This is a genomic window from Gudongella sp. DL1XJH-153 (assembly GCF_049310905.1).
GTDB lineage: Bacteria > Bacillota > Clostridia > Tissierellales > Tissierellaceae > Gudongella.
The window spans coordinates 40,526-63,985 of the sequence record NZ_JBMEMN010000016.1 but is presented as its reverse complement, the minus strand read 5'-3'; the positions used below and the strand labels follow the sequence as shown (position 1 = coordinate 63,985).

The window sequence follows — 23,460 nt, the reverse complement described above, 5'->3', positions numbered from 1 at the left end:
CGGGTTCTAGCATAAATTTTATAATCTCAAAGGCAAAATAAATTCTAAATTATTATTGACTTTTAATAGCTGGTCTAAATAGATAGAACTGATGCCAGGTCATAAAGTTCTTCGTTAAATACCTTCTTTACTTTTAATGCCTCATCTATGTCCATGTCAATAATCTCGTTGCACTTAAAGCCTAATACCCTATTCTTCTTGCCTTCAATCAAAAGGTCAACTGCCCTCTTACCCATTCTACTTGCCATTATCCTGTCAAAGGAAGCTGCGGATCCCCCTCGCTGAATATATCCAAGTACCGATGCCTTTGTTTCAATACCTGTCTTATCCTCTATCATTTTCGCTATTTCAATTCCACTTCCAGCCCCTTCAGCAAGAATTACAAGATAATGCTGTTTCCCTCTGTTTTTGCCATCAATAAGCTTCTGACATATCAACTCAATATCAAATTCTTTTTCCGGAATCAGAATGCTCTCTGCACCTCCAGCCAGACCGGAATAAAGTGCCAAATCTCCACAGTTTCTTCCCATTACCTCAACCACAACGCTTCTACCATGGGATGTTGATGTATCTCTGATATGACCGATTGCATCAACTGCAGTATCGACTGCTGAAATAAAGCCGATTGTATAATCCGTATAGGCAAGATCGTTGTCAATTGTGCATGGTATACCCATTGTTGGCACACCAGCCTGACTAAGCTCCTGGGCTCCTTTGAATGTACCGTCCCCTCCAAGAACAATAAGACCATCCATATTGTATACATCAATTACATTCAAGGCTTTCTTGAAGCCCGCAGGAGTCATAAATTCCTCTGATCTTGCACTTCTTAAAATGGTTCCACCTCTCTGGATAATATCCCCCACAGAAGCTGAATCCATATCGTCAAGGTCGCCTTCAAGAAGTCCCTGGTAACCTTCTCTTATTCCCAGCATTCTAATATTGTTGTAAATACCGGTTCTTACTACAGCTCTTATGGCTGCGTTCATTCCCGGGGCATCGCCACCGCTCGTAAGTAATCCAATTGTCTTCACATTTATCCCCTCCACTATGATATTTCGGTTTTGAATCTTCTTTAGTGTGACATTTTGACGCTTGTATTCCCAATCCGTTCCTGAAGCTGTTTTATTGCATCCTCCTGACTTCCATCTATCCAAAGACTTCGGTCCGCAGCTACAGTTTTTCTCTCTTTTTCAAAATATACATATACAGGTATATCTCCCGGATATTTACCTAGAATCTCCTTAACATCGTCCAATGTTTTCTTGTCTGACATTCCCGATAGTTTTAGATAAACCTTACTCAGATTCATTTTGGTAATTGGTGAAATCCTGTCAGCGATAATCTTGGGATCCTCGACTTCAGATATTGCCAATCTTCCCTCCAAGAGAACAATCCTGTCTTCTTCTATCAATTTATAGTTTTTATCATATATTGCGGGAAATATTATGCACTCAATGGTACCATAAAGGTCTTCAAGACTTATAAAAGCCATCATGTTGTTGTTCTTGGTGACCTTGTTCTTTTTCTCAACGATTATACCTGCTATGGCAACCCTCTGGCCATCCCTTACACCTGAAGGATGCATGGAATCATCCAATCCATCTGTTATAAGGTCCGCAGTGCTGAAATTTGAAAGGAGTTTAACCTCCTTTTCGAATGGCATCAAAGGATGCCCTGAAACATATATACCCAACATTTCCTTTTCCATTTGCAGAAGTGTATTCTGGGGGAACTCCCTCAAGTCAGGAAGTCTGTCTCTAACAACCGATTCTCCCGTCTGGAACAATGAAAACTGTCCTTCTATATTTCTTTTCCTATCTGAATGAATACCATCTATTGTCTTCTCAAAGATGGATAAGAGCTGTGCCCGATTGGCTCCAAGGGAATCCAGGGCTCCTGCCTTTATCAGACTCTCCACTGCTCTCTTATTCATGGAATTGCTGTCAATCTTCTCAATTCTCTCAATAAAATCCGTGAAGCTTATGAATTTTCCATCTCGTCTGGCTTGGACTATTGCTCTAATGAAATTCTCCCCTACATTTTTGACAGCTGACAATCCGTATCTTATGGCGTCCTTCTCAACTGTAAATTTCCCTTGTGAGAAACTCACATCTGGAGGAAGAACATCTATGCCTAGTCTCTTGCACTCCTGGATGTATAGAGATACCTGAGAGGTGTTTCCCATTATTGATGATATCAAAGCTGCCATAAACTCAACCGGATAATATACCTTCAACCAAGCTGTCCTGTAAGCAATAACAGCATAAGCTGCCGAGTGTGACTTGTTAAATGCATAGTTGGCAAAATCAATCATCAGATCAAATATCTGTGAAGCAACTTTTTCACCTACTCCGTTTCTTATTGCTCCAGTCAAGACTACATCTTCGTTTTCATCTGTCTGACCGTAGATAAAGTTCTTTCGTTCCTTCTCCATAACATCCATTTTCTTTTTTCCCATTGCTCTTCGAACCAGGTCCGCTCTTCCAAAGGAATAGCCTCCCAGCTTCCTTACAATCTCCATTACCTGCTCCTGATAGACTATGCAGCCATAGGTAACATCAAGTATGGGTTCCAGCGTGGGATGCAGATATGTTATTTGAGTAGGGTCATGTTTGCAGGCAACAAAGGTTGGTATCTGATTCATTGGTCCTGGTCTAAAAAGTGAATTGGCTGCAATCAAATCCTCGAAAACATTGGATTTAAGCTCCTTAAGGAATGCTCTCATGCCTGGACTCTCAAACTGGAATATTCCAAGGGTCTCAGCCTTTGCAAAAAGATTAAGTACTTTTGGATCGTCATAGGTTATCTTGCTAAAGTCGATTTCCTCTTCGTGATTTGTCTTGATTAAGTCAACCGCATCCCTGATTACAGTAAGGGTTCTCAAGCCCAGGAAGTCCATTTTCAGTAGGCCAAGTTCCTCCAGCTCCACCATTGTAAACTGGGTTGTAATTGCATCGTTGTTTCTTAAAAGCGGTGCATATTTTGTTACAGGTTCCTTTGATATAACAACACCTGCGGCATGGGTCGAAGTATGTCTTGGCAATCCTTCAACAGCCCTTGCCAGGTCAATTAAATTTCTGATATCCGGATTTTCATCGTATTCGGTTTTTAATGTCTTGCTTATTTCCAGTGCACGGTCTATGGTTATTCCAAGTTCTGTTGGAATCTGTTTAGCAATATAATCAACCTCACCATAGGGCATGTTGATTGCTCTTCCCACATCCCTTATTGCCCCTCTTGCTGCCATCGTTCCAAAGGTAGCTATCTGGGCAACTCTGTCGGCACCATATTTACTGATAACATACTGAATGACTTCTTCTCTTCTCTCATAGCAAAAGTCTATATCGATATCAGGCATGGAGACTCTTTCGGGATTAAGGAATCTCTCAAATAGTAGTCCGTACTCCAATGGATCAATATCTATTATATTTAGGGCATAGGATACTACACTTCCTGCTGCAGATCCCCTTCCCGGACCCACCATTATATTGTTATCCCTGGCAAACTTGATGAAGTCCCAAACAATTAGAAAGTAGTCCGTGTAGCCCATCTGAATAATTACACTAAATTCATATTCCAGCCTATCACGAATTTCTTCGGTCACCACTCCATATCTTTCAACTATTCCCGTTTCGCACAGTTCTCTAAGGTATTCCTCATTGGTGTAGCCTTGAGGCACTTCGTATTCTGGCAAATGAAGGGTGTCAAAATCAAGAGTTACACTGCATCTGTCAGCAATCATCTGAGTGTTGTGCAGTGCTTCAATATTATCCGGAAATAGCCTTTCCATCTCTTCTGTAGATTTAAGGTAAAATTCCTCGCTTGGAAATCTCATCCTGTCTTCATCCACGATGGTCTTGCCGGTTTGAACGCAAAGAAGTACATCATGAACCCTGGCATCTTCTCTTCTCAGGTAATGTACATCATTTGTCGCAATCAATTTTATGCCAAGCTCTTCACTTAGTTTTACTAGCTCCTTGTTTACTATCTGCTGCTCAGGGATTCCATGGTCCTGTAGCTCCAGAAAGAAATTGTCAGCTCCAAATATTTCATTGTATTTCAAAGCAATCTCCCTCGCCTTATCAAGGTTGTTGTCCATGATAAACTGCTGGACCTCTCCACCAAGGCATGCAGAAAGACATATTAATCCCTCACTATATTTTGATAGAATCTCATGGTCTACTCTGGGCTTGTAGTAAAATCCATTTACATAGCCTTCCGAGACTATTTTCATCAGGTTTTCATAGCCCTTGTTGTTTTCGGCAAGCAGCACAAGATGATACTGGCTCTTGTCCTTTGGTTCCTTTTCCAGGTAATTGCCCATGGCAACATAAACTTCTGAACCCAAAATAGGATTAATTCCTTGTTTTTTTGCTTCCTGATAAAATTGAACCACCCCAAACATGGATCCATGGTCTGTAATTGCAATGGAATCCATTCCAAGGTCCTTTGTCCTTTTGACAAGATCTTTTATCCTGATGGATCCATCAAGCAAACTGTATTCTGTATGAACATGAAGGTGCGCAAAACCCTTTGATCCCATATTTTCACTCCTCGCATAGATATACATAGATTTTACCACAAAATCATGGGAAATGAAAAAAGTCTCCCCCAACGAGAAGACCTAGTTATGACCCAGTTTTTCTATTACATTTTCCATCAAGGACAAGTCGATAACCCTAAAATCCTCAAGTACGTGTTCAGGCCAGCTTGGTGTCGGCTTGTTTGTTATAAACTTTCTTGCAGAAAGAATACTATCCTCAACAATTGCAAGTCCTGAAGTATCAAGATTTCCCTTCTTTGATGAAATGATTATGCTTTTATACGGTGTTTCATTGGGCTTTATGCTTCCTGATAATGGATGAGTCAACAATTCGTGACCTTCATGAATCTTATCTCTTGTATACTGGAGCACTTCAATATATCCTTTTCCATCAAGAAAATGCACCTGAAACTTATCATTAAATTTATCTCTTACATCCGGATTGTTTGTTACCAATATATTATTCATTGTACCTCCCTGTTCTACTCAAATCCTTTTTCAAGAAGATTTGCAAGACTATCAACCATTTCTTTCTCATCAGGTCCATTGGCGGAAATTGTTATTGTTTCCCCGTGAAAAGCTCCAAGAGACATTATTCCGATTATACTCTTTCCATTGACCTTTCTGTTTTCAGATTCGATATCCAGATGGCTTTCAAATTTATTGGCTTCTCTGACAAATAGTGCTGCTGGTCTCGCATGGAGTCCCTCAGGATTCGTCAGTGTAACTGATCTCTTTATCATATTAATTTCCTCCTCCCAATTCCTCTGCTATTTCTTCAAGTCTTCGAAATCTATGGTTCACCCCTGATTTTCCGATAGGTGGATTCATCATTTCTCCTATTTCCTTAAGACTTGCGTCAGGATTTGCCATTCTTACTTCAGCTATCTCCCGTAGATTATCGGGTAGTTTGTTAATCCCCATTCTCCTTTGGATAGCCTTGATGCTTTCAATTTGTCTAATTGATGCTCCTATGGTCTTTCCCAGGTTTGCAGTTTCACAGTTTACAAGCCTGTTGATATTGTTCCTTACTTCCTTGAGCACTCTTATGTCTTCCAATTTTAGCAAAGCCTGGTGAGCACCTATTATATTGAGCAGATCTACAATCTGCTCGCCTTCCTTGATATAAACAACAAAATTGTCTTTTCTCTGAATGATCTTTGAATTGAGTTCGAATGAGTTTATTATATCCCTTAGACTTTTTGCATGCTCCTCGTGATTTGTCACAAACTCCAGGTGATAAGTCTTCTCGGGATTGCTCATTGAACCTCCCCCAAGAAATGATCCTCTGATAAAGCTTCTTTTGCAACACCTTGATGACACCAGCTTTTTGGGGACATTGTATCTTGGATTAAACAGATTGCTTCTATCTTCGTCAATATATCCTACATCAGACAGCACCTTCTCTGATATATTTTTGTCATGGATAATTATAAGATAGTTGTTGTTTTTCTTAAGCTGCTTGTTTTTCCTGACCATAACTTCTATTTCAGAATGATACATAATCTTCAATATTGAAAATATTCTTCTTGCAATTGCAGCATTCTCAGTAGTAAACCTGAGATTTATGTTTTGCATTCCAGTAATTTGAACTGTTCCGTTCATTCTAACCAAAGCAGCTAGCTCTGCCAATGCACAGCAGTCATTTTCAATTTCTATTCGAGATAGTTCGTTTTTTGTTATGGATGAAAATGACATTGTTCATCACCCCTGCCTTATTAATTCAATTCCTCGAGATATTATTTTTCTTTCATCTGAATATTTTAAAAGATCCTTTGCCTTGTTTATATGAACAAACCTGGCATCCACAAACCCCTCTTTTCTCTGGGGTACGCAATCCATTGAACTGGTTTTCATAAGATACCAATGTACTGTCTTGTATACGGTTTCATTCCTTCTTAGATTTTTATATCTATAATTGACTTCACCGATATACTCTACAACTTCACCTTTTACTCCGGTTTCCTCCAGCACTTCTCTTAATGCTGCAGTTTTTATGCTCTCGCCTTTTTCAAGTCTCCCCTTAGGCAGAACCCAGTCTCCGTTGTATTTTTTTAACAGCAATATTGCATTGCCAAATACCACCACTCCTCCTGAGCTGACCTCTATCATAATACCACTCCCAATAATCTACATTACTACACATTAAATTTATTATACACTATTTTACTAGGTTTTTGTAAACATTTTCACAAATTTGACTTCATGTTGTATAATAATATTTATAAACTGTAAACGAGTCAGGAGGTTAGAAATGAATATAAATATGGAAGAGATAATCAAGAATTTGGAGGTCCTGCTTAAGACACCCAGCCCCACTGGAAATACTGACAAGGCCAATAAACATGTGCAAGATTTATTTGAAATTATTGGTATTCCAGTAAGATTTACCGGCAAGGGAGCCCTTCTGGCAACCATTGAAGGTCACGACATGAGCAAATCCGTAACCATGTCAGGTCATGTGGATACACTGGGAGCAATGGTTAAGGAAGTCAAATCCAACGGAAGACTGAAAATCTCTCAGCTTGGTGGATATGTTATGGATACCGTAGAGGGAGAACACGTCATTGTGGAAACCATGGATGGAGAGACATATACTGGGACCTTGATCATAACAAAGGCATCAAGTCATGTTCATGGAAATGAAACAAAATCAACTGAGAGAACTATTGAAAATATGGAGATAAGGCTGGATGAACGTGTTTCATCCAAGGAGGATGTTGAAAATATTGGAATCCAGGTTGGTGATTTTGTGTCCTTTGATCCAAGAACAATTGTTACAGATTCAGGCTTTGTAAAATCAAGACACCTTGATGACAAGGCTGGGGTTATTGCACTTTGGGGCATTGCTAAGTATCTTATGGATAACAAGATCACACCAAATTATACAACCCACTTCTTTATCAGTAATTTTGAAGAAGTTGGTCACGGTGCATCAGCTGCCATTCCTGAAGATACCTTTGAATTTATTGCCATTGATATGGCTGCTCCAGGAGAGGGGCAGACTTCAGATGAATTTTCAGTGACTATCTGTGCGAAGGACAGCAGTGGTCCTTATGATTTTGAAATAAGAAAGAGACTTGTTGAGCTTTGCAAGAAGAATAACATTGATTACAAGGTTGATATCTACCCCTACTACGGTTCTGATGCTTCTGCTGCTTTAAGGTCTGGTCATGACTTTAGAACCGGATTGATTGGTCCTGGAGTTGACGCTTCCCATTCCTTTGAGCGTACTCATCAGGATGCAATTGAGCAGACTATCAAGCTTGGAATTGCATATCTAACTGAATAGGAAAAGTTAATCCCTGTGAAAATATCACAGGGAATTTTTTTGATTATCTTACATATTACGACTCGTAAAGTGTTTGCCCACAGTTCTGGATTCAAGTCCGATAAGAATCACGCGCTCATTTTCTTCATTGATTCCTATGCCGCTTCGCTTGGAGGAATCAAATCATTCCGAAAACTTCGCTGGATTCTTTAGTCGTTCTTTCATATGAACTGCTTGGCAAACAACTATACGGTCTTATAATCTTTTGTTCTTTATTTCATCATAATTAAAGATTTTAGATATTACCTATTACTGGATTATGACAAATAATAAGGAAAGCCATGATGAGCAAGTACCCCCTCGATTAAATATCACAAAATCGAAGATTTTGGGTATTGCTATCGCCGGGCACAAGCGAACCTATATATGGAAAGATCAGCTAGCTTTTTCGCTCGAAGTGAGAAAATTGTTCTGGTTTGCGTGATTTAATCTTCAGCCACTAGCTACATTAGAGTTAATGAACGTAGATATGTCATTAATCAAGCATAAGCTTAATCGATAGCAAACCAATTTTTGAAATGAGTGTGATAAATCTCTGATCTTGAATCCGAGAGCGGGTCTTCAGGCTTTCCTGAATCGCCAAATAAGACAGTCGAAACGTCTTTAATGAATTTCCTTGCTAATCTATAATTTCTGTAAAATTCTCATAACAAAAAGCAAAAGGAACCGTCCCCAGTGCTTGGAGTTATAACAAAAAGCAAAAGGAACCGTCCCCAGTGCTTGGAGTTACACCAAATCCATCAGCATTTCACTTAAGCGCTCCGTATCATGCCTCACATAATCTCCCTCAACCTCAATAAGTTTCTCTTCAATAAGCTTAATCTTTCTTTTCTTAAGTTCCTTCGCCTCTCCCTTTTGAGGGGTCACAGGTGTAGCTCCATCCAGCTCATATCTTTTTCTTACATTTCCCGGTACCTTTTCAACATTTGCTATAACGTAGTCAACGAATCCTTCATGGGAATGCTTGATGATTCCATGTAGATGATCTGTAACCGTGTAGTTATCTGTTTCTCCGGGCTGTGTCATTACATTGCAAATATATACAACCGGTGCCTTTGCCTTGTCTATGTATTCAACCATATTCCTAACGAGTAGGTTAGGTACAATTGATGTGTAAAGACTACCTGGTCCCAGGACTATTAGATCAGCATCAGTGATTGATTTCAATGATTCCTTAAGTGGATAAGACATTTCGGGCTTCATTGTGATTCTCTCTATCCTTGCTTTTTTCTCCCTCACTACTTCAGGTATCCTGGATTCTCCCTCAACCATACTTCCATCATCCAGATGAGCTATAAGGCTTACGTTATCCAATGTTACAGGTAGCACTTTCCCTGTTATTGAAAGTACATTGCTTGTTTCCTTGATTGCCATTTCAAAATTTCCATATATTTCATTCATAGCAGCTATAAATAGATTGCCAAAACTCTGGCCTTTCAATGTTCCTTCAGTGAATCTGTATTGAAGCAGTTTCTCCATGGTTGGCTCTGTATTTGCCAAGGCTATAAGGCAGGATCTTATGTCACCTGGTGGCAGTATCCCCAGATCCTGTCTCAATCTACCGCTGCTTCCCCCGTCGTCTGCAACTGTAACTATCGCTGTTATATTGTCAGTATGCTCTTTTAACCCTCTTAGTAGAACTGAAAGTCCGGTTCCTCCTCCAACAACAACAATTTTTGGGTTCTCCTTCTTTTTTCCTATAAATCTGTCCATTTAAGTAACATCTCCTCAACTCAGGTCCCTGTGGTCAACTAAAACTCTATGCCCTTTCTTCTCAAGAATCGATCCTATTTCTCCTGCAATTGCAACAGACCTGTGCCTTCCTCCCGTACAACCAATTCCTATTACCAGTCTTGTTTTACCTTCAGTAACATAGAATGGAATAAGAAATTCCAGCATCTCTATGGTTTTATCGATAAAAAACTGAGTCTGGGACCATTTGAATACATAGTCCTTCACATCATTTTCAAGACCTGAATGCTCCTTCAACTCTGGAATATAGTAAGGGTTTGGTATAAATCTAACATCAAATACCAAATCACTATCCAATAGTATCCCATACTTGAAGCCAAAGGAAGTAACCGAAATTGAAAGCTTTCCTCTTTCCTCACCCTCCTGGAAAATCCTGGTAAGCTCTTCCTTTAGCATTCCAAGGTTAAACTTGGATGTATCCACAATATAATCAGCCCTGCTCTTTACCTGATACAGGATTCTTCTCTCCTCCTTGATTCCATCTATGAGATTTCCCTCTGGATTCAATGGATGCGGTCTTCTAAGCTCTTTATATCTTTTTATCAAGGTTTCATTGGATGAATCAAGAAATAGTATCTTATACCCAACTCCAAGTGCAATCAAATCATCAAGGCTTTGGAATAGGCTTTCAAAGAACTCCCCACCTCTTATATCAACAACAACTGCCACCTTCTGAATTTCTATTGTAGATTGGTAGGTCAACTCAGCAAATTTAGACAATAGCGCTGGCGGAAGATTATCCATGCAATAATAGCCCATGTCTTCCATAACCTTCATTGCCTGAGATTTTCCGGCTCCAGACATTCCTGTTATTACTACAAAATCCATAGTGTCACTCCTTCCAATCTACATTAATTATCCTTGAAAAATCAACATCTGCTTCCAATGCTTTCTTTATTCCCTTTTCAATATCCCCTACTCTTCCAGGCTCATGGGCATCACTGTTGATATATAAATCAACAGGGATATCTTTTATGAGCTGTAAACTCTCCACTGAAAGTTCATCGTGTTTTGAGCTAATTTCAAGGGCTGTATTTGTCTGGACCGCTTTTTTTGCAATCTCCCGAATATGGACCTTTGCCTTGGATCCAGGATGAGTGATTATATCTATTGGATATTTATCCATAGCCTTAAGATAAGCTTCTGTCATAATATCCTTGGCTTGTTCTTCCTTGCTGCCTATAAGCTTCCCTATCTGCGTTGTCCAGTATAATCCTATGGCATCTGTGAATCCGACTGGGGTTGCTCCGTAATGATAACCCATTAGAAGGATGTCCAACTGGCTTATAATTTTTTCGTCAATATCAATTTCTCCATCCAGACCAATAATGTTGGATTCCAAGCCTAGAAGTATTTTCAAGCCTTTTGGTTCATATATTTCTCTCAAACGCATGATTTCATTTCTAATCTGGGGCAAGTCCTCTTCTCTTAGACCATAAAGGTAATGACCTGGTCCGTGCTCACTGAGAACTATTGTACTTAATCCTTTTTTATAGGCTGCTTCAACATTCTCTTGTATGGTCCCTTTTGCATGGGTTCCCTTCTTTTTGTAACCCCTGCTGTAAATCGTGTGGGTATGATAATCTCCCCTTAATACATACATCAGTCGTCACCTACTCGTTTTATCTCCATTTCAAGTTCGACTCCAAATTTATCCATTACCGTTTTTTGAATTACACCTACAAGCTCCATTATTTCCTTGTAGCTTGTATTCCCTCTATTGACAACAAAACCACAATGCTTCTCCGATACCTGTGCATCACCATGTCGTAGTCCTCTTAATCCTGCATCATCAATTAGTTTGCCTGCAAAATAACCCTCTGGTCTTTTGAAAGTGCTTCCTCCACTTGGTAATTCCAATGGTTGTTTTGATGTCCTTTGAAAGGTCAACTCCTTGATCTTCTCATCAATTGTATCGAAATCTCCATGGGAAAGATCAATCTCCACTGATATTACAATTAAGTCCAGTTCCTTAACCTTACTGTTTCTGTATGCAAAATCCATCTCATCATTTGTTAAGTCAAGTATTTGATTGTCTTTTGTTAAAACGCGTACACTGGATACTACGTCTTTCATCTCTCCACCATAGGCTCCTGCATTCATTGTTATAGCTCCGCCAATAGTGCCAGGGATTCCACTTGCAAATTCCATACCTTCCAGTGATTCCCTAAGAGCTATTTTGCTTACAGCCGTAAGAAGAGCTCCTGCATTTGCTACAATCTTGGCATCTTTTACAACCACAGTATCAAAGCCTTCATTTATCCTTATTACAACACCTCTGATTCCAGTGTCCTTTATCAGAAGATTTGATCCGTTTCCCATAATGAAATACTTAAGATCGTTGTCCCTGCAAATTTTGACAGCATCTATCAATTCTTCCTCAGATGTTGGGATAACCATAACATCAGCTGGTCCACCCACCTTGAATGATGTATGGTTCTTTAATGGCTCATTGTACCTTATATCACTGAAATTCCTTTCAGAAAAGTATTCTTTGTAGTTTTTCATTCGAATATCACCCTACTCTTTCTATAATGTTATTACAATATATTATAACATGATTTCATTTGAGTTTCCCCCAATAATGCAAAAAAGCTGAAAGGACGAAAAAAAGCTACCATCTTTCGATGATAGCTTTTTGTACATAGACTAGTCTCTAGCCATTCTCTTGTATGATTCATATCTTGCCTTTGAGAAAACTTCAGCTGCCTTGTACAGAATCTCCGCTTCCTCTGGGAATGAAAGCTTAAGTGATGTGTATCTAACCTCTGAATCAAGGAAGTCAGTAAGTGGTTTTGTTGGCTCCTTGGAATCCAATGTGAATGGATTCTTGCCTTCATCAGTAAGTCTTGGGTCGAATCTGTATAGGTGCCAGTATCCAGTCTCAACAGCAAGCTTCTCTTGAGCTATTGATTTACCCATTCCTGCTTTAATTCCGTGGTTGATACATGGTGCGTAAGCAATTACCAATGATGGTCCATCATAGCTTTCAGCTTCCTTGATAGCCTTTAGTGTATGGTTCATGTTTGCACCCATTGATATCTGAGCTACATAAACATATCCATAAGTTGCTGCTATCATACCAAGGTCTTTCTTTCTGATTTTTTTACCTGATGCAGCAAACTTAGCAACTGCAGCAGTAGGTGTAGCCTTTGATGACTGTCCACCTGTATTTGAGTAAACCTCTGTATCAAATACAAATACATTTATATCTTCTCCTGATGCAAGTACGTGGTCAAGTCCACCGAATCCGATGTCATAAGCCCATCCGTCTCCACCAAATATCCAAACTGACTTCTTGATCAAGTGATCTTTTAATTCTCCGATAAGTTTGAACAGTTCATTTGCTCTATCATTATCAAATTTAGCATCAAGTTTTGGAAGAAGTTTTCCGGCTACTGCCTTAGTTGCTCTCGCATCATTCATTCCCTCAAGCCACTCTTTAAATATTTCGTCAAACTCAGTATCAAGTCCAAGAGTTAGGAATTCTTCCATTGCAAACTGGATTTTTTCTCTGATTTTATTGGTTGCAACTGCCATTCCATATCCAAATTCAGCATTGTCTTCGAACAATGAATTTGCCCACGCAGGTCCTTTGCCTTCCTGGTTAGTGCAGTAAGGTGTAGCTGGTGCACTTGCTCCCCAGATTGATGAACAACCTGTTGCATTTGCAATTATCATTCTGTCTCCGTATAGCTGAGTAATAAGCTTAGCGTATGGAGTTTCTCCACAACCTGCACAAGCTCCTGAGAACTGTAGCAATGGCTGCTGGAATTGTGAATTCTTAAGAGTAGTAGGCTCGAACATATCTCCCTTGTCCTTTACAGTCATTGCAAAGTCCCAGTTGATTTCCTGAGCTTCAAACTCCTCTTCAAACGGCGTCATAACAAGTGCCTTGTCTTTAGCAGGACAAACGTCAGCACAGTTTCCACATCCTGTACAGTCAAGCGTTGAAACTTGTATTCTGTACTCAAGTCCATCAAAGCCTTTACCGATAGGTTTGATTGTCTCAAATGATTCAGGCGCATTAGCCTTTTCTTCTTCATTTACTAGAATTGGTCTTATTACAGCATGTGGACATACATATGAACACTGGTTACACTGTATACAGTTTTCCTTTATCCAATGTGGTACGTCAACAGCAATAGCTCTCTTCTCGTACTCTGAGGTTCCCATTGGGAATGATCCGTCTTCTCTTCCAACAAATGTGCTTACTGGAAGGTCGTCTCCCTCTTGTCTGTTCATAGGCTCTACAACATTCTTGATAAAGTCTGGTACTTCTTTGCTTTGGACTTTCTCATCAGCTGCATCTTTCCATGAAGCAGGTACTTCAACCATGTGAAGTGATTCGATTCCCTTGTCTACAGCTTCATAGTTCATGTTGACAATCTTTTCACCTTTTTTACCATAGTCGTGAACTATTGACTTCTTAAGGTGATCAACAGCTTCTTCTATTGGAAGAACTTCTGACAGCTTGAAGAAGGCTGATTGCATAATCATGTTTATTCTTCCGCCAAGTCCGATATCCACTGCAATTTTAGTTGCGTTTATAGTATAGAATTTAATCTCGTTTTCTGCAATATACTTTTTCATTGATGCAGGAAGGTTTGCGTCAAGCTCCTTGTCATCCCATAGACAGTTAAGAAGGAATGTTCCACCTTTCTTAAGTCCCTTAAGCAGGTCATAGCTGTTAACATATGATTGCTTTGAGCATGATATGAAGTCTGGATTTGAAATCAGATATGTTGATTTTATTGGTGAGTTTCCAAATCTAAGGTGCGATATTGTAACTCCTCCTGATTTCTTGGAGTCATATGCAAAGTATCCCTGTGCATACATATCAGTGTCATCACCGATAATCTTGATTGCTGATTTGTTTGCTCCTACAGTTCCGTCTGATCCGAATCCCCAGAATTTGCACTGGATAGTTCCTTCAGGCTCTGTCTGGATTGCTTCCTCCACTGGAAGTGAAAGATTTGTAACATCATCTATGATTCCAATTGTAAATCCATCCTTAGGTTGATCTGCCTTCAAATTATTGAAAACTGCGAGGATTTGTGATGGAGTAGTATCTTTTGATCCAAGACCATATCTTCCTCCAACTACAACTGGAGCGTCTTCCTTCTTGTAGAAGAGACTCTTTACATCAAGATAAAGTGGCTCTCCAAGAGCACCTTTCTCTTTGGTTCTGTCAAGTACGGCTATCTTCTTTACAGTTGATGGGAATACATCAAAGAAGTATTTCTCTGAGAATGGTCTGTAGAGATGAACTTTAAGAAGACCTACCTTCTCGCCTTTATTCATAAGATAATCCACTGTTTCTTCTGCTGTATCTGTAACTGAACCCATTGCTATTATAAGATTTTCAGCTTCTGAATCTCCATAATAGTTGAATGGTTTGTATTCTCTTCCTGTTATCTTGTTGATTTCCTTCATATAGTCGTTAACCATATCAGGTACTTCAAGGTAGAAAGGATTTGCTGCTTCTGCAGCCTGGAAGTAAATGTCAGGATTCTGTGCCGTACCTCTTGTTACTGGATGCTCTGGATTAAGTCCTCTGTTTCTGAACTCGGTAACGGCATCATAATCAAGAAGCTTTTCAAGATCTTCGTATTCCATAAGCTCAATTTTTTGAACTTCGTGACTTGTTCTGAATCCATCAAAGAAATGCAGGAATGGAACTCTACTCTTTATTGCTGCAAGGTGAGCTACTCCACCAAGATCCATAACTTCCTGAACGGAACCTGATGCCAGCAATGCAAAACCAGTTTGTCTTGTTGCCATAACATCCTGATGGTCTCCGAAAATACTCAATGCATGTGATGCAAGAGCTCTTGCTGATACGTGGAATACTGCAGGAAGAAGTTCTCCTGCCATTTTATACATATTGGGAACCATTAGTAGAAGTCCCTGAGAAGCTGTGTATGTAGTAGTTAATGCTCCAGCCTGCAGTGAACCATGAACAGCTCCTGCCGCCCCTGCTTCTGATTGCATCTCAGTGACAAGAACCTCTTGTCCAAATATGTTTTTCTTACCGTTTGCTGACCATTCGTCAACTGATTCCGCCATGTTTGATGATGGTGTTATTGGATATATCGCAGCAACATCTGTAAATGCATATGATACATATGCAGCAGCGGTATTACCATCCATGGTCTTCATAGTTTTACCCATGTAATTGTACCTCCTTGGTTAGTTTAGTGTAGTAAAACGAAAAGGGCTTATGCCCAATATGTGAAATTGTTAAAAAATTAGTTACCATCATAAGTATATTAAAGATGATTAACAAAGTCAACTCAATATTGCTTCATATTTCTTGAGTTAATCCGGTTTCGAACCGGTTGAATGAGCCTTTTTCCTATCTTCTATCGAACGTTTCACCCTTTCATCCAACTCCTTTGCAGCATTGTATCCAAGACGCTTCTGTCTGTTGTTCTTGGCTGCAACTTCTACTATCATTGCAATATTCCGTCCTGGTTTTACAGGAATTGTAACCTTGGGAAGATTAATTCCAAGTATCTCTATAGTGTCCTCTTCCAACCCCATTCTGTCGTATTCCTTTCCCTTTTCCCAGGCTTCAAGCTCAACTACCATATCTATATAATCAAATTGCTTGACAGCACCTACGCCATATAGTCTCTCGATATCAAGTATACCCACTCCTCTTATTTCCAGGAAGTATCTGATAAGCTCAGGGCATGTTCCTCTTAAGGTATCTTCAACCCTCATAATTTCAACCATATCATCTGCCACAAGCCGGCATCCACGAGTAATCAGGTCAAGTGCGGTCTCTGATTTGCCCACACCGGATTTTCCAGTTATAAGCACTCCTATTCCAAATACATCAAGCATTACTCCATGCATTGTAACTGCCGGAGCCATCCAAAGACCCAGGTTTATAACCAGATCATTTATCAGCATTGATGTGGATTTCTTGCCTCTAAGAACGGTCCTGCCGTGTTTCCTGGCAAGTTCGAGAAGTTCAGGGAATACATCGTGGTTTCTGGCTACAACAACTACAGGGATTGGATAGCTTAAAAACTTATCCAGTGACCTGTATCTCATATCATCATCCATATCCCTGAGATAATGCCATTCGGCACTTCCGATTATCTGCACTCTGTCAGGTACGAATTTCTGATAGTAACCCGCCATCTGAAGCCCTGGCCTGCTTATTTCAGTGGTATTGATCTTTACTTTGTCAGCATCATCAGAGAGGTATACTTCCTCCAGGTTCATTTCCTTTATCAGGTTTTTCAGTAATACGTAATCCATAATTAAACTCCTTTACTCAACATCATACGGTCTCCTGGGTATTATGGCAGCCGCTAGAAAATATGCTATTATTCCACCTACAAATGCCGTTGGCAGCAGGAGTAATATCCATGCCAATCTTACTAATGTAGAATCCACGTCAAAATATTCAGCAATTCCTCCACATACACCTGCTATTTTCTTGTCAGTATCCGATAAATAAAGCTTTTTTTGCATTATTTTTCCTCCTTTTTCCTGAAATGCTCATATACACTCTTTGCTGCACTTTTATTCATTCCATCCACCTGGGCCAATTCATCCAAACTGGCATTTTTTATTCCACTGATGCTCCCAAAGTGTTTGAGAAGAACAACTCTTCTTTTCTCCCCAATCAGAGGAATCCCATCCAATTCAGAGTGGAAGAGGTCTTTGCTTCTAAGACTTCTGTGATAGCTTATTGCAAATCTGTGAGCTTCTTCCTGGACTGCGTAGATAAGCTTAAAAGCCAGGCTGTCCTTTTCAGGCGTAATCTCATTGTTCTTATATATTATTCCTCTGGTCTTGTGAAACTTGTCTTTTACAAGTCCACATACCGGTATGTCAACACCCAGCTCATCAAGTATTGCCCTTGCCTTGTTTACGTGGCCCTTTCCTCCATCTACCATTATTATATCCGGAAACAATGAAAATCCTACTGGAGCACCTTTTATTCTCTCCGTATCATTATTTTCCTTAATTCCTCTGACGAACCTTCTTTTAAGGATCTCTTCCATGCTTCCATAGTCATCCGGTGTGGTTCTTGTCTTGATTTTGAACCTTCTGTAATCGGATTTCTTCTTTTCTCCCTTTTCATACACAATCATTGAACCAACGGATCCCACTCCACTTATATTTGAAATATCATATGCTTCAATTCTCTCAGGTCTCTCCTCCAGCTCCAGGATATGTTGCAGTTCATCAAGACCCTTAAGGTTCTCCCTATGCTTTCTTAGAAATTTATCCCCGTACTTGTCGAGCATCTCCAATGCGTTTCTTTTTACCATTCTAACAATCTCCAGCTTGTCTCCTCTTTTTGGTGTTTGAAGACTTACCTTGTTCCCCTTGATCTCGCCAAGCCATTGCTGAATCGCTTCGAGGTCAGGCACTTCCTCCTCAACGAGAATTTCCTTTGGAATAAAAGTTGAACCTGGATAAAACTGCTTGATAAAGGAGCTTAGAATTTCTCCTCTTTCCTCTATAAATGAATCTTCCATTATATAATGTTCTCTTCCAACAATCTTTCCTTCACGTATAAAGAACACCTGGACAACCACTTCCTCCACTCCTCTAGCCATGGCAATGATGTCCTGCTCGACATTGGAAGCTGAATCCATTCTCTGCTTTTCATGAAGGGTCTGCAATGCCTGCAGTTGATCCCTTAATGCTGCAGCCTTTTCATAATCCATATTATCAGCTGCAGCTTTCATCTTTACTTCAATATCATCAATTATGCTTTCATCCTTCATGGACAAAAAATCCAAGATTTTTTGAATCATGCCCTTGTACAGATCCTCATCGACATTTCCAAGGCATGGTCCAAGACATCTCCCAATATAGAAGTTGAGACAAGGTCTAAATCGTGCATCCTTTTTATCCAAATCCAGCTTGCAGTTTCTAATTGGAAAAATCCCATGAAAAACTTCTATGGCCTCATTCACAGACGACGCACTTGGATATGGTCCAAAATACTTGGAGCCATCCTTTACTACCAGTCTGGTCTTCAACACACGTGGATATCTTTCACCTAAGGTAACCTTAATATATGGGTACTGCTTGTCATCCCTCAGAAGTATATTGTACTTGGGTCTATTCTTTTTTATTAGATTTGACTCAAGAACCAAGGCCTCAACTTCATTTTCCACCATTATATATTCAAAGTCACCAATCTGCTTGACCATTGAAGATACTTTCAGCGAATGATTTGCAGAAGACTGGAAATACTGGCGTACCCTTTTCTTAAGAGAATTGGCCTTGCCAACATATATTATTTCTCCTGCCTTGTCCTTCATCAAATATACTCCCGGTGAGTCCGGGAGATTTTTCAGCTGTTCTTCAAATTTTGACACGTAATCACCTTGATTCCTTAATTATATAGACTAATTTGTGCTAATTGGTTTTGTTTTCGCCTTAAGCCAGTCACGTACTTCATCACTCAACCTGTCCTTTAGTTTTTCAAACACATTGCTGTGATACTGGTCCAGCCAGATCTTCTCCTGCTCAGACAGCATTTCCGGTATTATACAATCCCTGTCAATATAACAGTATGAAAGCAACTCGAAGTTTAGAAACTTACCCCACTCATTCTCAATATCATCTTTTACAACCACGACGTTTTCTGTCCTGATGCCATGCATTCCTTCCCTGTAGACTCCTGGTTCTATTGTTACTATCATTCCAGGCTCCATTGCCACATTATTTGGTGCAGTGGCTATTCGGTGTGGTCCTTCGTGAACATTAAGCAGATATCCAACTCCATGTCCAGTGCCAGACTTATAATCTATACCTTCATTCCACAGTGGCTGTCTGGCAAGTATATCGAGAACATGACCTGATGTTCCCTGGAGGAATCTTGCTGACAGAAGGTTTATTTGTCCTTTCAAGACCAGCGTAAAATCTCTCTTTTCCTGCTCATTCAATTCTCCAAGTGCTACTGTTCTAGTTATGTCAGTTGTGCCGTCATAGTATTGTCCTCCTGAATCCACCAGGAAAAGACCTCTTTTTTCAAGCCTTGCACAGCTGCTCTTCGATGGAGAATAGTGCATCATGGCAGCGTTTGGTCCATAGGCTGCAATTGTTCTGAAACTTGGCTGAATAAAACCTTGCTGCTCCATTCTAAACTTTAGAAGCTTTTCAGCGGCACTTACTTCAGTAATATCTCGTATCTCCATTTCATTTTCCAGCCAGTGGAAAAAGCTGGTAAGTGCTACACAGTCTTTAATATATGCTTCCTTTTGATTCTCTATTTCAGTTGTATTCTTAATACCCTTCATCTTTGTTGTCATATTCTCAGAGTCAATTATCCTGCATTCTTTTGGAATAGAATTATATAGACTTCTATTGATTCTGTCCTTTTGCAGAATCACAGTGGAGTCCTTTGACAAATCCTCCAAATGCTTACTGATGCTTTCGTAGTCAGCCAAAACAACACCTGTGTCAAAAAGATCATTCTTGACCGATTCCGAGATTTTTCTTTCATCCACAAAAAGTATGGCATATTCCATTGATATCAAAGCATATGAAATAACTACGGGATTGTTTTCGACATCCCATCCTCGTATATTATATAGCCAGGCAATATCATCAAGGCTTCCCAAAACAAAATGAGTCGCTTTTTTCTTTTCCATTTCTTTTCTTACGTCCTGAAGCTTTTCATAAGTTGACTTTCCCGAGTATTCTTCCTTTAGTCTAAATGCTTCCTTAAGTGAAAGCTCAGGCCTGTCATTCCATATTCTGCCTATAAGATCATCCTTATCATGTATACTAATGTTTTTCTCTTGAAGCTTTTCTTCAATTTTCTCAACTGCTCCCTGGGAAAAAATGTTTCCATTTAAACCAATGGTGGAGCCTTCACTTACATTTTCCTCAAGCCACTCATGAAGAGATGGATATCCTGGTGTATTCATTCTGTAAAGCTTAAACTCATTATCCCTTATCTGGTTTTCAGCCTGAATAAAGTATCTTCCATCAGTCCAAAGTATAGCCTCTTTATCGGTTATCAATGCTGTTCCTGCCGATCCGGTAAATCCTGTAATAAAGGCTCTAGTCATAAAGTGATCAGCAAGATACTCTGACTGATGTGGATCTGCTGATGGTTCAATATACATGTCTAATCCTTTTTCTGCCATAAGCTTCCTAAGTTCCTTGATTTTGTCATTAATGTTCAATCTTGATTCCCTCCCCTTTAATCTCCATTTTTATTAAATAAAACGCTACCAAAAGGCTTGCAATTCCAGCAACCAGTTTGCCAATTATAAATGCATTGACTGTATGGGGTGCTACTGAGGTAACATATCCCAGCTGGCCCCCGAATACATAAGCTCCACTAACAGCAAATGCTGCATTGAGAATCTTGCCTTTCCAATTCATCTCATGATACACACCCAGCATTGGCAGACAGCTGGCCAAGGATGCAAAAAGCCCAAGTATTGAAAAATCATCTATATCATACTTTTCAGTAATTCTTCTTAGAATCCGATGAAGTCTTCTGGATAAAAAGAATAACATGGGATAAGCCCCTGATAGGATAATGCTTATGGATAAGACCAGTAATGCTCCCTCTTCAAGAGGTATGAGCCCTTCAATTATGACTATACCCAGACTGTAATCCAGTATCCCAAGTATAAGTCCGAATGTGCTTACTCCAAGAATAGCTTTCCCCAGCAATTTGAATATCACCATAATCCTGTCCTGGGCTTTAATCAGTCCGTAGGCAATCAAGAGAGAGAACAAAAGGACTGGTAGAAGGTTCCAGAGAATTTTGACTATGCCGATTTTCATCATCATTCCAGAAACAACCATACCTAAAGGGACAGTAACTATTCCAGCAAGAATACCCTTGGCAAAATACTGAAAATCATCTTCTGTTATTAGATTAATTGCAACTGGCACTGTAAAAGATATTGTTGCTCCAAGAGTTGAAGCAAGGATAACGCCATTGAACATGCCAATAATCGGATCTCTTGCAATTTCAATACTGGTGTTGAAAGCACCCAGGTCAGTTGCAAGTATGCTACTTACAAAAACAGATGGATCAACATTCATCCAAGTCGACAAAGGACCAAGAATAGGTATGATAGCCTTTGCAATAACCGGAGAAAGCGAGTATATTCCTATTATGGTAAGTGCCAGGCTACCCATGGCTTTAAAGCCTTCATCAAATTTAATCCCTAAACCAAATCGGTTGTTCAGTAGCTTGTCAATTCCTCCAATAAGTGAGAAGCCCAACATCACATAAAGCATTGTATTCCTCCTCCCGGTGCCGAGTATCAGTCTAATTATACTACAATGAGAGTTATAATAACAACGAAAAAAGCGCCTGTTGACATGAACATGGACGCTTTTCAAACATTACTCTTGTTTTTGTGGATACTAGATTAGTATTTTTCTTAAAAAATCCTGAGTTCTTGGATTCTGAGGATTCGAAAATAATTCATGAGGATTTCCTTCCTCCATAATCTTTCCCTCGTCCATAAACAGTACCCTTGATCCCACTTCCTTTGCAAAACCCATTTCGTGGGTAACCACAACCATGGTCATCCCTTCCTTGGCAAGTTCTTTCATTACTTCCAATACTTCACCAACCATTTCAGGATCCAGTGCACTTGTAGGCTCATCAAAAAGCATTACATCAGGTTCCATTGCCAGAGCTCTTATAATTGCTATTCTTTGTTTTTGACCACCTGACAATTGATTTGGATAGGTGTTTGACTTTTCTTCCAATCCAATTCTCTTAAGAAGATTCATTGCCTTCTTATCAGCTTCTTCCTTGGTCAATCCCTTCAATTGTATGGGTGCAAGTGTAATGTTTTCAAGGACAGTCTTGTGTGGAAAAAGGTTGAACTGTTGAAAAACCATTCCCATTTTTTCTCTTTGCTTGTTTACATCATTGTGCTTGTCTGTTATAAGTACTCCTTCGAAAATAATCTCTCCGCTGGTTGGTTCCTCCAAAAGGTTCAGGCAGCGAAGAAATGTACTTTTCCCGGAGCCGCTTGGTCCGATTACCACTACAACTTCCCCTTCTTCAATGGTTTGGTTGATATCCTTTAGAACGTGTAGTTCCCCAAATTTTTTATTCAGATTAATTATATTGATCACCAGCACGCAACCTCCTTTCCAAAATACCCAAAAGCTTGGACAGGGTAAATGTTATGATAAAATACAGTAATGCCGCATAGAAAAGCGGTATGAATGGTCTGTAGGTTATTCCTCTAAGTGTATCTGCATTATACATTATGTCGTGAATTCCTATAACTGAAATAATTGCCGATTCCTTTATCAATACTATGAATTCGTTTCCTAAGGCTGGAAGAATATTCTTGAAAGCCTGGGGAATAATAATGAATCTCATTGCCATGCTGTGGGTCATACCAAGTGATCTGGCAGCTTCCATCTGCCCTCTGTCTATTGATAGTATGCCTGCTCGAATTATCTCTGCAACATAGGCTGCACTGTTAAGTATTACTGCAACAGTTCCCAGTGCAATTCTGCTCAATTCAAAGGGCAAAAACATTGGAAATCCATAATACACAATAAAAAGCTGTACCAGAAGGGGAGTTCCACGTACCAACTCTATATAAGCAGTGGATAGACCCTTTGCAATTTTATTATTTGAAAGCTTCATCAGACTCAGAACAATGCCCACCATTGATCCAAAAACCACGCCGAAGAAGCTGACACTTAAGGTTACTCCCGTGCCTCTTAGAAAATATTTGTAATATTGCGCTATAAATTCCAGATCAAAGATTCCCAATTGATTTCCTCCTTAATGGATGCTCCCTCTTTCTCTGTAATAGAAAAGGCAAAAGAAAGCGAACTTTCT

General features: G+C 39.7%; 19 protein-coding genes. 1 reads left to right on the top strand and 18 read right to left on the bottom strand.

The window, feature by feature from the left end:
- Nucleotides 1-74: 74 nt before the first annotated feature.
- The 6 genes from pfkA to ACOEN1_RS07795 form a co-directional block, all read right to left on the bottom strand.
- The gene (gene pfkA / locus ACOEN1_RS07820; protein ID WP_422486235.1) at nt 75-1,034 is read right to left on the bottom strand and encodes a 6-phosphofructokinase; all 960 of its coding nucleotides are present in this window, start codon (nt 1,032-1,034) and stop codon (nt 75-77) included.
- A gap of 41 nt (nt 1,035-1,075) precedes the next feature.
- Nucleotides 1,076-4,546: a DNA polymerase III subunit alpha gene (locus ACOEN1_RS07815; RefSeq protein ID WP_422486233.1), complete on the bottom strand. Its 3,471-nt coding sequence runs from the start codon at nt 4,544-4,546 to the stop codon at nt 1,076-1,078.
- 81 nt (nt 4,547-4,627) lie between these two features.
- Nucleotides 4,628-5,014 (bottom strand): GrdX family protein, encoded by a 387-nt coding sequence (locus ACOEN1_RS07810; RefSeq protein WP_422486231.1) that lies wholly within the window; start codon nt 5,012-5,014, stop codon nt 4,628-4,630.
- Between the two features lie 14 nt (nt 5,015-5,028).
- Nucleotides 5,029-5,289: an HPr family phosphocarrier protein gene (locus tag ACOEN1_RS07805; RefSeq protein ID WP_422486228.1), complete on the bottom strand. Its 261-nt coding sequence runs from the start codon at nt 5,287-5,289 to the stop codon at nt 5,029-5,031.
- A gap of 1 nt (nt 5,290) precedes the next feature.
- A complete protein-coding gene (whiA, locus tag ACOEN1_RS07800) occupies nt 5,291-6,244 on the bottom strand; it encodes a DNA-binding protein WhiA (protein ID WP_422486226.1) in 954 nt (317 codons plus the stop codon).
- A gap of 6 nt (nt 6,245-6,250) precedes the next feature.
- Nucleotides 6,251-6,658, bottom strand: coding sequence for an NUDIX hydrolase (locus tag ACOEN1_RS07795; protein WP_422486224.1), 408 nt, complete (start codon nt 6,656-6,658; stop codon nt 6,251-6,253).
- A gap of 142 nt (nt 6,659-6,800) precedes the next feature.
- On the opposite strand from ACOEN1_RS07795, the gene ACOEN1_RS07790 reads away from it, so the two are divergent.
- Entirely contained in the window at nt 6,801-7,838 is a 1,038-nt protein-coding gene (locus tag ACOEN1_RS07790) for a M42 family metallopeptidase (protein ID WP_422486222.1), read from the top strand.
- A 765-nt stretch (nt 7,839-8,603) separates the two neighbouring features.
- Here the strand turns inward: ACOEN1_RS07790 and ACOEN1_RS07785 are convergent.
- From ACOEN1_RS07785 to ACOEN1_RS07730, 12 genes are all read right to left on the bottom strand, one after another.
- Nucleotides 8,604-9,590: a gluconeogenesis factor YvcK family protein gene (locus ACOEN1_RS07785; RefSeq protein WP_422486220.1), complete on the bottom strand. Its 987-nt coding sequence runs from the start codon at nt 9,588-9,590 to the stop codon at nt 8,604-8,606.
- A 15-nt stretch (nt 9,591-9,605) separates the two neighbouring features.
- Nucleotides 9,606-10,457 carry an RNase adapter RapZ gene (rapZ, locus tag ACOEN1_RS07780; protein ID WP_422486218.1) on the bottom strand — a complete coding sequence of 284 codons (852 nt, stop codon included), beginning with the start codon at nt 10,455-10,457 and terminating at the stop codon, nt 9,606-9,608.
- Nucleotides 10,458-10,461: 4 nt separating this feature from the next.
- Nucleotides 10,462-11,232 (bottom strand): PHP domain-containing protein, encoded by a 771-nt coding sequence (locus tag ACOEN1_RS07775; RefSeq protein ID WP_422486216.1) that lies wholly within the window; start codon nt 11,230-11,232, stop codon nt 10,462-10,464.
- Complete coding sequence (gene murB / locus ACOEN1_RS07770; protein WP_422486214.1) at nt 11,232-12,137, bottom strand: UDP-N-acetylmuramate dehydrogenase; 906 nt, start codon at nt 12,135-12,137, stop codon at nt 11,232-11,234. The genes ACOEN1_RS07775 and murB overlap by 1 nt, the downstream gene beginning before the upstream one ends.
- Before the next feature lie 141 nt (nt 12,138-12,278).
- Complete coding sequence (gene nifJ, locus ACOEN1_RS07765) at nt 12,279-15,803, bottom strand: pyruvate:ferredoxin (flavodoxin) oxidoreductase (protein WP_422486212.1); 3,525 nt, start codon at nt 15,801-15,803, stop codon at nt 12,279-12,281.
- Nucleotides 15,804-15,950: 147 nt separating this feature from the next.
- On the bottom strand, nt 15,951-16,904 hold the full coding sequence (gene hprK, locus ACOEN1_RS07760) for an HPr(Ser) kinase/phosphatase (protein ID WP_422486210.1): 954 nt from the start codon (nt 16,902-16,904) through the stop codon (nt 15,951-15,953).
- 12 nt (nt 16,905-16,916) lie between these two features.
- Complete coding sequence (locus ACOEN1_RS07755) at nt 16,917-17,120, bottom strand: PspC domain-containing protein (protein ID WP_422486208.1); 204 nt, start codon at nt 17,118-17,120, stop codon at nt 16,917-16,919.
- Nucleotides 17,120-18,988 (bottom strand): excinuclease ABC subunit UvrC, encoded by a 1,869-nt coding sequence (gene uvrC / locus ACOEN1_RS07750; protein ID WP_422486206.1) that lies wholly within the window; start codon nt 18,986-18,988, stop codon nt 17,120-17,122. The genes ACOEN1_RS07755 and uvrC overlap by 1 nt, the downstream gene beginning before the upstream one ends.
- Nucleotides 18,989-19,018: 30 nt before the next feature.
- The gene (locus ACOEN1_RS07745; RefSeq protein ID WP_422486204.1) at nt 19,019-20,806 is read right to left on the bottom strand and encodes an aminopeptidase P family protein; all 1,788 of its coding nucleotides are present in this window, start codon (nt 20,804-20,806) and stop codon (nt 19,019-19,021) included.
- Nucleotides 20,796-21,881 (bottom strand): ethanolamine utilization protein EutH, encoded by a 1,086-nt coding sequence (gene eutH, locus ACOEN1_RS07740; protein ID WP_422486202.1) that lies wholly within the window; start codon nt 21,879-21,881, stop codon nt 20,796-20,798. The genes ACOEN1_RS07745 and eutH overlap by 11 nt, the downstream gene beginning before the upstream one ends.
- A gap of 129 nt (nt 21,882-22,010) precedes the next feature.
- Complete coding sequence (locus ACOEN1_RS07735; protein ID WP_422486200.1) at nt 22,011-22,736, bottom strand: amino acid ABC transporter ATP-binding protein; 726 nt, start codon at nt 22,734-22,736, stop codon at nt 22,011-22,013.
- Nucleotides 22,720-23,391 (bottom strand): amino acid ABC transporter permease, encoded by a 672-nt coding sequence (locus ACOEN1_RS07730; RefSeq protein WP_422486198.1) that lies wholly within the window; start codon nt 23,389-23,391, stop codon nt 22,720-22,722. Before ACOEN1_RS07730 ends, ACOEN1_RS07735 begins: the two co-directional genes overlap by 17 nt.
- Nucleotides 23,392-23,460: the final 69 nt, after the last annotated feature.

Coding starts and splice junctions, on each gene's coding strand:
- ACOEN1_RS07775 (WP_422486216.1), bottom strand. CDS start 11,232: ATGTATGTATTAAGGGGAGATTATCATACCCACACGATTTACAGCAGG.
- eutH (WP_422486202.1), bottom strand. CDS start 21,881: ATGCTTTATGTGATGTTGGGCTTCTCACTTATTGGAGGAATTGACAAG.
- ACOEN1_RS07755 (WP_422486208.1), bottom strand. CDS start 17,120: ATGCAAAAAAAGCTTTATTTATCGGATACTGACAAGAAAATAGCAGGT.
- ACOEN1_RS07815 (WP_422486233.1), bottom strand. CDS start 4,546: ATGGGATCAAAGGGTTTTGCGCACCTTCATGTTCATACAGAATACAGT.
- rapZ (WP_422486218.1), bottom strand. CDS start 10,457: ATGGATTTTGTAGTAATAACAGGAATGTCTGGAGCCGGAAAATCTCAG.
- ACOEN1_RS07785 (WP_422486220.1), bottom strand. CDS start 9,590: ATGGACAGATTTATAGGAAAAAAGAAGGAGAACCCAAAAATTGTTGTT.
- ACOEN1_RS07795 (WP_422486224.1), bottom strand. CDS start 6,658: ATGATAGAGGTCAGCTCAGGAGGAGTGGTGGTATTTGGCAATGCAATA.
- murB (WP_422486214.1), bottom strand. CDS start 12,137: ATGAAAAACTACAAAGAATACTTTTCTGAAAGGAATTTCAGTGATATA.
- whiA (WP_422486226.1), bottom strand. CDS start 6,244: ATGTCATTTTCATCCATAACAAAAAACGAACTATCTCGAATAGAAATT.
- nifJ (WP_422486212.1), bottom strand. CDS start 15,803: ATGGGTAAAACTATGAAGACCATGGATGGTAATACCGCTGCTGCATAT.
- ACOEN1_RS07805 (WP_422486228.1), bottom strand. CDS start 5,289: ATGATAAAGAGATCAGTTACACTGACGAATCCTGAGGGACTCCATGCG.
- hprK (WP_422486210.1), bottom strand. CDS start 16,904: ATGGATTACGTATTACTGAAAAACCTGATAAAGGAAATGAACCTGGAG.
- ACOEN1_RS07790 (WP_422486222.1), top strand. CDS start 6,801: ATGAATATAAATATGGAAGAGATAATCAAGAATTTGGAGGTCCTGCTT.
- ACOEN1_RS07810 (WP_422486231.1), bottom strand. CDS start 5,014: ATGAATAATATATTGGTAACAAACAATCCGGATGTAAGAGATAAATTT.